This window comes from Flavisolibacter tropicus (assembly GCF_001644645.1).
Classification (GTDB): domain Bacteria; phylum Bacteroidota; class Bacteroidia; order Chitinophagales; family Chitinophagaceae; genus Flavisolibacter; species Flavisolibacter tropicus.
The window spans coordinates 5574622-5586787 of record NZ_CP011390.1 but is presented as its reverse complement, the minus strand read 5'-3'; the positions used below and the strand labels follow the sequence as shown (position 1 = coordinate 5586787).

Annotated in this window: 13 protein-coding genes; 3 read left to right on the top strand and 10 right to left on the bottom strand. The window is 39.8% G+C overall.

The annotated features are described in order from the left end of the window. Window positions 1–57: 57 nt before the first annotated feature. The 9 genes from SY85_RS23680 to SY85_RS23640 all read right to left on the bottom strand — a co-directional run bounded on the left by SY85_RS23680 (window position 58) and on the right by SY85_RS23640 (window position 7573). Window positions 58–369: a hypothetical protein gene (locus tag SY85_RS23680; RefSeq protein ID WP_066408537.1), complete on the bottom strand. Its 312-nt coding sequence runs from the start codon at window positions 367–369 to the stop codon at window positions 58–60. After that, on the bottom strand, window positions 366–611 hold the full coding sequence (locus SY85_RS23675) for a hypothetical protein (RefSeq protein WP_066408535.1): 246 nt from the start codon (window positions 609–611) through the stop codon (window positions 366–368). The genes SY85_RS23680 and SY85_RS23675 overlap by 4 nt, the downstream gene beginning before the upstream one ends. Window positions 612–818: 207 nt before the next feature. Then, window positions 819–1022 (bottom strand): hypothetical protein, encoded by a 204-nt coding sequence (locus SY85_RS23670; protein WP_066408533.1) that lies wholly within the window; start codon window positions 1020–1022, stop codon window positions 819–821. Between the two features lie 199 nt (window positions 1023–1221). After that, window positions 1222–1476: a PepSY domain-containing protein gene (locus tag SY85_RS25530; protein WP_226998944.1), complete on the bottom strand. Its 255-nt coding sequence runs from the start codon at window positions 1474–1476 to the stop codon at window positions 1222–1224. 689 nt (window positions 1477–2165) lie between these two features. Then, window positions 2166–2540: a c-type cytochrome gene (locus SY85_RS23660; RefSeq protein WP_066408526.1), complete on the bottom strand. Its 375-nt coding sequence runs from the start codon at window positions 2538–2540 to the stop codon at window positions 2166–2168. Window positions 2541–2591: 51 nt separating this feature from the next. Continuing rightward, window positions 2592–4508 carry a cytochrome-c peroxidase gene (locus tag SY85_RS23655; RefSeq protein WP_066408517.1) on the bottom strand — a complete coding sequence of 639 codons (1917 nt, stop codon included), beginning with the start codon at window positions 4506–4508 and terminating at the stop codon, window positions 2592–2594. Between the two features lie 328 nt (window positions 4509–4836). Next, on the bottom strand, window positions 4837–5943 hold the full coding sequence (locus tag SY85_RS23650; RefSeq protein ID WP_066408514.1) for an AAA family ATPase: 1107 nt from the start codon (window positions 5941–5943) through the stop codon (window positions 4837–4839). After that, on the bottom strand, window positions 5921–6634 hold the full coding sequence (locus tag SY85_RS23645) for an RNA ligase family protein (RefSeq protein ID WP_066408512.1): 714 nt from the start codon (window positions 6632–6634) through the stop codon (window positions 5921–5923). Before SY85_RS23645 ends, SY85_RS23650 begins: the two co-directional genes overlap by 23 nt. 381 nt (window positions 6635–7015) lie before the next feature. Beyond that, window positions 7016–7573, bottom strand: a complete 558-nt coding sequence (locus SY85_RS23640; RefSeq protein WP_066408509.1) for a YciE/YciF ferroxidase family protein — start codon at window positions 7571–7573, stop codon at window positions 7016–7018. A gap of 298 nt (window positions 7574–7871) precedes the next feature. On the opposite strand from SY85_RS23640, the gene SY85_RS23635 reads away from it, so the two are divergent. The 3 genes from SY85_RS23635 (at window position 7872) to SY85_RS23625 (ending at window position 11081) form a co-directional block, all read left to right on the top strand. Next, window positions 7872–8099, top strand: coding sequence for a hypothetical protein (locus SY85_RS23635; RefSeq protein ID WP_066408506.1), 228 nt, complete (start codon window positions 7872–7874; stop codon window positions 8097–8099). Window positions 8100–8368: 269 nt separating this feature from the next. After that, entirely contained in the window at window positions 8369–10030 is a 1662-nt protein-coding gene (locus SY85_RS23630; RefSeq protein WP_066408504.1) for an ATP-binding cassette domain-containing protein, read from the top strand. Between the two features lie 88 nt (window positions 10031–10118). Then, complete coding sequence (locus SY85_RS23625; protein WP_158513025.1) at window positions 10119–11081, top strand: glycosyltransferase; 963 nt, start codon at window positions 10119–10121, stop codon at window positions 11079–11081. Here the strand turns inward: SY85_RS23625 and SY85_RS23620 are convergent. Further along, the gene (locus SY85_RS23620) at window positions 11069–12160 is read right to left on the bottom strand and encodes a glycosyltransferase family 4 protein (protein WP_082886668.1); all 1092 of its coding nucleotides are present in this window, start codon (window positions 12158–12160) and stop codon (window positions 11069–11071) included. The two genes, SY85_RS23625 and SY85_RS23620, sit on opposite strands and share 13 nt — an antisense overlap. Window positions 12161–12166 lie beyond the last annotated feature (6 nt).

Sequence of the window (12166 nt, the reverse complement as noted above, 5' to 3'; positions counted from 1 at the left end):
TCACAATGGCTTGGCATTAGAGACACGGCAATAACGGAATCTATTTCGAAAGTTTACCTATAACAAAACAATGTGAAGCACTTCAGGGTTTTGAGCCAAATCGCCAGAGTCATATATAAGGGCTAGATATAACTTACCATTTTGATCATTGAATTGAATTATAGTTATGTCTTCCCCCCAAATTGAAGCTGCAGGAGTAAGTTCATTTATTTTATCTAGATCACCGTTGTTAAGTAATGTAATCGCCTTATTGTAATTATCCTCATTGTATTCATATGTTCCTAAATCTTGAATACCCGATACGGATGTTATTGAGTACCTATTGTTTACAAGAATGGCTTGCTGATAGAGTTGATATAACGTACTCATTGTGGTAAAGACTCCAATAAGGCATTAATGGCCTTTTTATTCAATCTTTTTTTGATCTTATTAGCAAAAAATAAAAGAAGCGCGCCTGGTACAAAAAATAATAATCTAGCTACAATCGTTCCGCTTATATATGCCGCACCCTCATCTTCAGGAATGTTTACAGGGGTTATAATATTTGCAACTACGGCTAATAATATCAGAATGGCGCCCAGAGAAATTAAAACAGTTCGAAGAAGCTTCATTTAGTTATGGTTTTTTAGGGTCGTATAGTTCAGTATAGCAACTGATAGAAATCCGCCATTCTAAAATAATCAAATAAGTAATAAATCTTCCTAGCGGAATTTAGACCGGGTGGAAATTTTGAACAGATTGGAACATGACGACTTTAGGAAGACGTGGGACCTCCACATGCTTTAAAGACTACACGGTGAAGCCCTTCTTACATCTAATCAGCTCTGCTGACGCTTCTTTGGCAAATAAGGTTTTATGTATTCAGCTATTATACCCGCACCACCCGCTATCCATGCAAAGGTCAAGCATTCTTTGTAGTCATTTCTAAACACCCAATACATTATAGCAAAGCAGGCAAATCCAACAATAAATCCAGCCACCAAAAGGAAAAATAGGTCTTTTAAATGTTTCTTAGTGTTCATGGCAGTTAGTTTCAAATTTCACAGGTTTATTACCACTACTTAAAAGTGGATTGATAGAATCAGCAACTGTATTATTTTATTCACTTAAAGATAAAAAATCAAATGATATATCAGTTCAATCCTAAAAGCTAGCGGGTACCTTATGCAATTATACAAAATAAGGATACCCGCTTCCACCATTATAAAACAAACAGTCTGATTATATAGAACCAGCCAAATTTGCATTTACAGCTACAGGCTTTGCTACCTTCTTTTTATTTCTCCTACCCCACCAGATATAAAACCTGGTTACAGGTAATGAAGCAGCAATAAGACTCGCACAAAACACCAGTATCTTACCTGCTATACCCCTGATAGCACCGGTGTGAAGATCATAGTTCATGCGAATGGGTTTATCAGCAACTACGGCATCTTTATAGCGACCATAATAACTCTGTGCAGACAATTCTTTCAAACTATACTGGTCAAAATAACAAGTCAATAGTCAGTGGTCATTGGGTGAGTGGTGAATGGTGAGTAAGTCATTTGGTCAATGGTGAGTATTGAGTTGTTAGAGCATCAGTGGTGAAGTATAGTAAGACTATTATAGAGGAGTTGCAGAGGATATCCTCTGCAACTCCTCTATAAGTGAGACTCATATAAGTGGAATTTTGAATTTGTCCTTTGACATTTAAAAGGAAGACTTATGAGCGTGGGTTCTTCCTTTAGGGGCTGGGAGGTGCCGGCTACTCACCATTCACCACTCACCATTCACGAGCCGGGCTTTCTCCTAATCCCCAATACCCTAATTCCCAATTCCTCCTATCTTCCTGGTCTCCTGTACCTCTCCTGTACCTAGTCTGTACCTCTTCTGTACCTCTTCTGTAGGTAAGTCCGTACCAACTGCACAGATAAAGCCCTCTACCTGCCTTCTACATTCACTACTCCTCCTACCATCCTCTTATACTGCTCCTACCGGCATCCATCAATAATTAAAGGAAATTCTAATGCAACCACCTGAGAACCAAGTCAAAGTGAAGAGATCTAAAGATACAAAATAGGGTTTGGTTTTGTAGGTGAAAGGCGATGGCGCACAGAATAGCTGCTTGGCTTTAAGCGTGCAGCCTCTCATTCACAAAACACATAGCTCGCAGCTATCCCTCCCTAGTCATTTTGAACCTTCCTCAGGCGCAAGAAAGTTAATACATAGTCTAACTGTTGCGGACTTAGATCACGTACCGAAGTGTGACTCTTAAAGGCGATGACCGACCTGGCATGGTAATCATCAATTTGCTGCTTGGTAAAATTGGGAATACCATCTTTGCCTTTTGAATAGATACCATGACAGCCAGAACAATGCTCCTTAAAAAGTATCCTTCCTTTTTCGGCCCTTTCAATAAATAGTTTCTTATTGGCTTCCGAAACATCTGTTCCAATAGTATACTCCACTTTATTTTGAGTACTGCACATTCCTAAAAGAAAAGCTGCCGTACAAAGTGAAATAGCATACCGTATGGTGGTTCGTATTTTAGTAAGCATACAATCAGAAGCTTTTTGTGTAATGAATCCCTTTTATCCTTTCCTTCCAAGCTAATATTCACCGCCAACTTTGCGCAGGTTCAATTTTTCATTAGATGACGCAGGTAATTTTAATGGCGGCTTTTCTGTTCTACTATTTTCACTTAAGGAATGGATAAAAGCAATGATTTTTTCTTTTTCGTCCGGGGTTAGCTTTAATGAATCTGCCGAAAGAGTTTGATTGCCTACATCTAGCTTTTTGCCAACTCCACCACCTGCATCATAAAAGTCAAGAACTTCTTCTAAGCTTTTCAATACACCATTATGCATATAGGGTTTTGTATGTGCCGCATTTCGCAAAGTACCTGTTCGGAATGCATGCAGTGTCTCGCCTGCAGGATTTACTTTATACCGACCACTATCACTGCTTAGTTTTGCAAAATGTGCATCCTCAGGAACACCAATTACTTCAAACTCTGAACTGATAAAAGGTGGCTTTACTCCATTGAACTGCGGCACAAAATGACAAGTAGCACACTGCGCCTTACTCATAAATAGGTTAAAGCCACTGATTTCTTTTTCACCTAGTGGCTTATCGTTATTTATCGCATCATCAAATGGCGAATAATAGTTACTGAAGTCGCCATAATAAAGCGTAAGTGCGGAATTAATGTGCGATAATGTAACTTGTTTTTCTTCTGGCGTCCGTTTTAAAAACCGCTTAAATGCCTCTTTATACTCTTTACAGCTTAATACTTTATCGATCAGTTCCTTTTCATTACTATTCATTTCCTTTCCACTCATCATTACTTCAGTTGCCTGGTCCTGCAAGGAAATATGCCTACCGTCCATCATAATCAAATGATTAAACGTCACATTCATCAATGATATGGTATTCCGACTAAGAAGCTGTTGTTGCCCATATTCCAGATTAGCTTGAGCGGAAGTATCGGTAAAATATTGATCAGGCTTATGACAGGAAGCGCAACTTCGTTTGTTATTCCCAGATAAAATAGGGTCAAAGAAAAGCAATTTCCCTACCTGCTTTATCTCATTTAAAACTTCAGCTTCATGTATAGGCGAGTAAATGCCTTTTGTATTTTGACCCTGGTAAAGGGATTTATCGAAAATGGAAAAACACTGATCACTTAGGGTATAGTCATTATAGCTAGTAGACGTCACTGAATAAGCATTAATGAACTGCTGATTTCGTTTAAACAATCCATTTACATAATCTTTTATAAAGGAGAAGTGATTGAATTGTGTATAGTCTGAAGGCTGATTATTTACAAAAGCAATGGTCTTATCATACAGATCGAGATAATCTGTTGTTAATGGTGCAGACGAAAAGCTTTGATTATAACGCTGGTAAATATCTTTTACATGCACCAGCATATGACGCAATTCCACAATTACATTCTTTGTATTAGGACATTCAAAACCAGTAGTGTAAATAGAGGCCAGGTTTAATATAAAAAGCCGGTTCGCCAGGAAAAAGTGGTCATGCGACAAGAGATTATGAGTAATAGAATCTGCCTCAAAAGCTTTTGAAGCATCAATAGCCATCTGAATCAAAGAAATTAAGGAATCTTTATTAATAGATTTTTCTCCAAGATACAGCTCGGTTAATGTAAGACCTGCACCTGTTCTTTTATAAGGTTTCTCAAATTTTTCAAACACTTCTGTCTCCCATTCAATAGGCAACGGGCCATTGATCTTTCGATAAAGAATAGGATTCAGATAGCGCAACCAAAAGTCATTTTCTTTAAGCTTTAGCCTGGCTAATTCGAGTTGATCCAGTATTGTATGTATGTCTTTTTCGGAAGAAAGATCGGCTGTTTCAACGGATTTTAGCAAATGATCTTGTTGGTCTATAAAGCGTTGTATCTGGGTAGTATAAAGTTCATTATAACGGCTACCTCCATTCATACGGAAAGCAAGTCCGCTTACAATTGTTATAACACAGAAAAGAATGGCCAGCTTTTTCATCTTCCGCAGTTTGTGGGGTGGCATTTCTTGGCACGGAAGGAATTTCGCAGGAAAAAGTCTATTCGAACTAGAAAACTGTTTATACAAAATAAACAAATCCACTAACAAATCATAACAACGCTAACATATAGGGATAACGCTTGATAAAGGCTTGTTTTGGTACAATTTGGCAGGTCTCATCATTACCGCCAAGCACCGTTTGTAGCGACAATAACTACGCTAGCATAATCAAATTGGCCTAAGCTTTTTCGCTTAGGCCAATAACCCAATTAATTAGGGTATCTTGTTTGAATAAGCTTTGGAAGCAAATCACAACCCTAGATTACGATTACTTGATATAATATGTTACCTCATGCCCTTCCCAAGGTGCTGGCACTTCCAGCTTCATCAATAATCGCTCTACGGCAGCATAGGGTAAAACGGCCTCACGGCTATTATTCTGCTGGTGTAACAAACGGTGAGGCACTTCTACATACATGATCTTTACATAGGCCTTATAGGTTACAAACAAGTCTACCAGCTGCTCTCGCATGTTCTTAGTAACGTTAGTAGCATTCCACACAAAATCGACTCCCTTTCGCAAGTATTCACGTGCTTGTTCCTTTGCCATTTGTATCACGCGCCCATTGCCGCTTTTGTCGGTAGGAGCAATCTTATGCTCCCGGCGTATCTGGTCCAGGTTGATCACCGGCCATTGGCGGTAATTGTGAAACACATAGGTATCTTTACCTGCACCCGGCAAGCCAGAAAGCAGGATCACGTTGGAGCCGAAATCATCAAAGGGCACAAAATCTGGATAGCCTTCATCTTTACGGAAATACTGGAAACGGGCATTTGGTGTAGTAAAAGCCCTAGCCACTCCCCAACATTGATTATCCTGGCAAAGTGCCTCAAACAAGTCAATGCGGTACAACAGGTCTTGCTGGTCCTGGCATATACGCCCTAAAGCATCGGCCCTGGCTAATAACGAAAGCCATTTTGTATTAACCACCATACTGGCTTCGATGACAGCCTTAGTCGGGTTGGTCTTTTCTATAGCCCATAACGGCAAACCATGATAGCGTACAAGGTTTACTACCTGCTCGCGTATGTCGAAGGGTGTAGGAATTTGTGTGTATAGCAGTAAACGTGCGGTTAGCGCACCTTTCTTAGCATGCCCTTTTGCCGTAATGCTACCATCATCTCCCTGCACTGTAGTGGAGCGCTTCTCTACATCATGCAGTAGCGCTGCCGCCCAAACGATCTCTTGTTCTTGTGCAGGCAATGCCTGGTATCCTTCCAATGAAAGCAAGGCTGACAATACCAGGCGCGTATGTATAGCTACATCGCCTTCTGCATGGTGTATAGGATCTTGTAGCACACCCTCCATTGCCCTTACCCAGTCAAACGATTGACACAGGTATGACCAGTCTTTATTTGCTGCTAATGTCCACATACGGCCCTCCTTCGTGATTTAATGTTGCCCGTTTCCAATTACGTGTCCAGTGTTCGTTTGTTTTTACATGTTCCTTTCGCACCCACTTAAAAACGTTGTGGGCAAATGCATGAGTAGGAAAGGCAGCGGCGTTGCGACTAACGATACCTTCCATGGTGCAAGGCTTTCCTGTAACAGTATCCACTGGGGCTAACGCACCTGCCGTGGAAACTACTGTTTTGATCTTTTGTTCAAACGCAGTCTTGTCCTTGGGTCTTTGCTCGATCTCAATTTCCGGCACAGTTGGTAGGTCCAGCAGACCAGCATAGAACTTCACCTCTTCCCAACTAAGCCACCGATTGCCTTCTCGAATGGCAAATACATAAAAATGATGCTCTAGATTGCGGTATTCAATAGAGTGTACGGCATATAGGTTTTCCAGAAAAATATCCAGATCTCCCAATTCATGTTTTATACGTTGCCAAAATTCGCGTAGTGCGGCTGTCCATGGTGAAGTGGTGGGTGCCGCATGGCTGCGAGCGAACACACCATATTTATTCAGGCAGTTGTTCTCCCCATCCAGCTTTTCAGTATGAACCAGTGTTTGTATTTGTTGCAGGTCGTTCCAATAATCATCATTCATCCGATCGTCGCTGGTGGTGCCCGGTGAAAAAGGGTAATGATAGGTACGACCGTATTTTTCAGAATGCATAAAAAACGGTTATCGTTTGCAGAAAGCTACACTATTAAAAGCCTTCTTAAAAATGTTTGGATAATAGAATCGCTTTGACGCTCCAAAAGGAGGTCCTACTGAGAAAGATTATGATGCAGCGATTACATGACGCAAGATTAAAACTGGTTTTGAATAAGGTGCAAAGATGCAACTTTTTTTCATTACCTCTTATCTTATCTAAAGTGGAATTAGAAAGTAAAATAAAAGGCCACTTTAGATGTGACCTTTTGGTTAAAAATCTAAGTAAAATACTATGACTCTTTCCAAACATCTGGGCAGGTAACCAACAAATCACGATTAGCTTCTACACACTGGCAGAAGCTAATACGTTACAGTTAAGGAAAGATAAACTAATTGTTATCAGAGTACATCATTTTTATCATCTTCTTTTTCCAGTACAGCATTATAATTGATGCCGCTTTTTGCTATCTGGCTCAGATGTTCATCTGTTGCTTTTTCTTCATCTAATGTTGTTCCTAGTAAATTTTTGGCCTCTATATAACCCATGATTTCAGCCAACTGAGCCAGGCTTCCATAAGTAGCAATTTCGTAGTGTTCAGCTTTTTGCGCCGCAATGATCAAGCCAGCATCTCTCTGGCTAGAGCTGGCATCCGTTTCGTCTATAATATCATTGGCTTCATCTATAATACCAGCCATAGCTGGGCACTTGGTGGTATCGGCCTTTTCACCAATACTTTCAAATACTTGCTCCAACCGAGTCACATGATTTCTTGTTTCATCCTGGTGTTTTCGGAATGCTTCACGTAATGGCGCTGTTGTAGCCGCATCAAGCATCTTGCCTAATGCTTTTACTAGTTTTCTTTCGGCCCAATAGATATCTTGTAATTGGTCAATAAAAAGCTCTCTCAACTTAGAGTCAGCTGCAATACTATTTGATGTTTTCGTTTCTATTGCCATATGATCAGTTTTTAATCAGGGATCACAATTAATTGCTTGATGTATTTAATTTCTTTCAAAAAGCTACAAGAATTAAGCCGCTTCAGTACAGAGTCCATTTTCACTGCTTACTGTTAGCGTTATATCAATTATAGTTAATCTTCTTCATTAATTGCTATTCGGCACTTTAGTAATTATTGCAGAGTAGCAATCTTCTTGGCCAATATTAAGTTGAATAGTAACTGCCCTCATTTTAGTAGCTTACTGTGCTGTTTGTGGCATCCTTTTTACGGTAATCATTTTACTAAACTGATTAAATATGGAAGACAACCGTAATCAAAATAGAAATACAGATCAGCAAAAAGACCAACGAAATATTGATTCTACAACAGATGCTTCTGGTCTGCATGTGCAACATCCACCAAAGGGTGCTGAACAAATGAATAAAAGCTTTGGCAAACCTGATCCAGATAATTTACAGTATCAATCTGCCAACTTAAAAGAAGATAAAGACAGAGATAGTGAAGCGGAAAAAGGCCATGCCTAGATCCGAGCCTGGTCAAGAAAGAATATATTGCTAAAACGCTTCCAAACTGATATTGTACAGCTAACAGACAGGCGTTATATGCTCAAGAGTGGATGTTTGTTTTTGAGATGCAAGACGCACGCCCTTGGGCCGCGTAAGGCGCAGAGCACCCACGCATAGCACCTTTCTACTGCTTTAGGCCTAATTTAGGTTAGGCAAGCTAAGATTTGTTCTCCTTGTGCTTTGATCTTATATTGCTATACGAATAGCTATCTGATTCAGGTATCAATATGATTCAAACCTTCAGGAAAACTATAGGCGTTTTAACCAAGGAAGAAAAACGTAAGTTTTATTTGCTTGCCTTCTTCAGTCTTTTCATCAGTATAGCCGACATCGTTTCGCTTGCCCTATTAGTTGTTATTGTTGGTTTCTATACAGGTCACGCACTTCCTTCTTTCTTTTCAGTACTACCCCTCTGGCTAGTTAATAAAGAATCGTTTGCCTTGATCCTGCTATTATTATTCGTCTTCCTACTAAAAAACCTTGCTGGCTATCTGCATGTAAAAACCCAAAACAACTTTGTTTATAATGTAGCATCACGACTTGCCGACAACAATCTATTCAACTACCTGGATGGCTCTTACACGGATTATGTGTATGCCGATTCTGCTATTCATGTACGTCGGATTGGGCAGTTGCCTATTGAATTCTGCCATCATGTGCTATCCAATTTTCAACAGGTCATTACGGAAAGCATCTTAGTCGTGTTAACGATCATAGCTATACTGATCTTCAACACACAGCTATTTATATTGCTTTTCGTTTTTCTCTTACCGCCTGTATTTCTTCTGGGCTATTTCATAAAGAAAAAACTAAAGGATGCTCGTTTTAACATCAAAACAAATGGAGAGATAACCTTGCAGTACCTGCACGAAGCACTATCCAGCTATGTTGAAAGCAATATTCATAACCGAAAGCAGTTTTTTGTTAACCGCTATTCAACCTATCGTCAAAAGCTAAACAAGCATCTAACAGAAATTCAAATAGTACAGGGAACTTCTTCCCGTATAGTGGAAGTCTTTGCCATACTAGGTTTCTTTATACTCATTACAATCAATATTACTTCAGGTTCTAAAAACGGTGTAGAGATTGTAACCATTGGGGCTTTTATGGCGGCAGCCTATAAGATCATCCCTGGCATTGTAAAACTCTTAAACCTAAGTGGGCAAATAAAGGCCTACGAATTTGCTATCCCGGAAATATCATTGATTTCTGAAGCTATAAAAAAACCTGTAACTAATACCCAACTGCGTGATATACGATTTGAAAAGGTGGTCTTTCATTATGAAGGCCGAACCATTCTTCGCGAGTTAAGTTTTACTATAACCTCCGGCGATATAGTGGGTATCAAAGGCGATTCAGGGATAGGCAAAACGACGGCGCTTAATTTATTGCTAGGTTTTCTACCTATTGGGAAAGGTTCTATATACTTTAATGGGCAACCTGTTGCTGAAAGTGAAAGAAAACAATTCTGGAACAGGATCACCTATGTAAAGCAACAGCCTTTCCTGATGCATAATACTGTACTGGCGAATATCACTTTAAGTGAGAATGGCTATGATGCTGGTAAAGTTGACTATGCGATAAATGCTTCCGGGCTGCAGCCTTTCATTAACAAATTTCCCGAGGGACTGCAAAAAGAAATCAACGAAAGCGGTAAAAACATTAGCGGCGGGCAGCAACAGAGGATAAATATAGCAAGGGCCTTGTATAAAGAGGCTGATCTAATCATTTTGGATGAGCCCTTTAATGAACTGGACCCGGATTCTGAAAAACAGATATTGGAACATTGCCAACAATTAGCGCAGGCAGGAAAGATGATCATCCTGATCTCACATAATGCACACAGCTTAACGGTTTGTAATAAAATGATTAACCTGCATGCTTCCTAAACAAACGCTTGTTATTTTAAGTCCGGGATTCCCGAAGGATGAAGCCGACACGGCCTGTCTGCCACCCAAGCAGTTGTTCGTACGGCTGTTGAAAGAACAGTTTCCTCACTTAGATATTGTCATTATTGCTTTTCAGTATCCATTTCAAAAGTCCATTTACCAATGGAATGGTGTACAGGTCATATCACTGGCTGGAAGAAATAAGCGTAAGCTTTCCAAGCTTATTATCTGGACAAAAGTTTGGCACCAATTAAAAATGCTCCGAAAACAAAAAAACGTTATAGGGATTCTTAGTTTTTGGTGCACTGAAGCGGCACTGATAGGTTCTTGGTTTGATAAGCGACATAATATCCAACACCGTTGCTGGATATCGGGGCAGGATGCTAAAATAGAAAACGGCCTTGTGAAATGGATCCGGCCTTCAGGAGATGAATTGGTGGCCATGTCTGACTTCCTGGCTGACAGTTTCTTTAAAAATCATGGAATAAAACCTTCGCATGTTGTTCCTATAGGAATAGATAAGAATCTTTTTAACGCACCTCCATCAGAAAAAGACATAGATGTAATGGGTGCAGGATCTCTCATTCCGCTGAAGCAATATGACGTATTTCTTCAAGTGGTGCACCAGCTAAAAAAACTCCAACCTGGAATAAAAGCTGTTATTTGTGGCAAAGGCAATGAAGAAAAGAAATTAAAAGAACTGATCCGACAGCTTGACCTAATCGAAAATGTAGTGTTGACGGGAGAAAAGGAGCATAAGGAAGTCCTTCACCTTATGCAAAGATCCAAGCTGTTTTTACACCCTTCGTCCTACGAAGGTTTTGGCAGCGTGTGTATAGAAGCGCTGTATGCCGGTGCGGAAGTGATCAGTTTTTGCAGGCCAATGCAAGAGCCAATCGCCAATTGGCATATAGTGAGCGATTTGGAAGAAATGTCTAAGAAGGCTCTAGCAGTCTTGCAAACTTCATCTCCCAGAAACAAATCCGTACTGGCGTTTTCAATGGAAGACAGTGTAAAGGCGATGATGAAAGCTTTTGACTACAAGGATTGAACGGCCACTGTAATGCTATTGGCAATAGCGTCGAAGGACAGATGGTTATTAAATTGCTGAAGTGTTCTCTCCCTTTCCTGAACAATATCTTTATTAATAACTTCTTTTAATGCGCATACTAAATCATTGACATTACCAGGCTCGAACAATATACCACTTGAAAGGCCCGTAATTTTTTGAAAAGAAGGAATATTAGTTACAATAGGGATACATCCACAGGACATAGCTTCCACAATCGACAACCCAAAAGCTTCATAGTGTGATGTTGAAATGATATAATCAACGCTATTGATCCATAGCTGAATATCATCATGCGCTACTTTTCCTACTAGTTGAACAGCCCTATTGCCACTATTATGAATAAGGTCTTTTATTTCATTCAGTAATTCATTGGACTGGTAAATTACATACAGTTTAGCATTGGCATGCGATTCAGAAAAATCAATAAAGGCTTTTACCAACGTGACCGGATCTTTGTTGGCATCAAGCCTTCCCACCCAAAGAAAATTGCGCGTTTCTTCTACCCTAGTCTTTTGCATGGCCTCATACCTATCCATTGGCTCAAAGACCGAAGAGCCCATCATAATTTCCTTTACCTTTTCTTCTTTGTTAATCAATCCTTGGCCAATCCATTCTTTTGCCATGATACCCGATGTAAAAAAATAAGCATCTATAAATTTGTCTGCCACCTTTAGAAAGAGCTTCTTATGAAATCTAGGAATTCTATCAGCATGGTTTTGAACAATGATCTTAACGTCTTTTCCAAGATAGAGCCTTAGCTGGATGATCTGCAATGGAAAGTGCATACCATGAACGATCACTACATCTGGCTTCCATTCTCTCAACAATTTATGTAAGCGGCGAGGAAAATAGGTTACTCTTTTTCCATTGTTGAAAAAGTAATGCTGTACACCGTTTACAAAATGGACGCCTGAATAGTTGATCTGATCAATACTGATAACGTCATTTGATTTTGCAAGCGAATCAAGCACACCTACGTAACCTCTGATCCGGTAAACCCATTTAAAGGGTTCATTGAACTCAGGAACATTGATATAACTCATGGAAATAAGTCTCATAGGCAA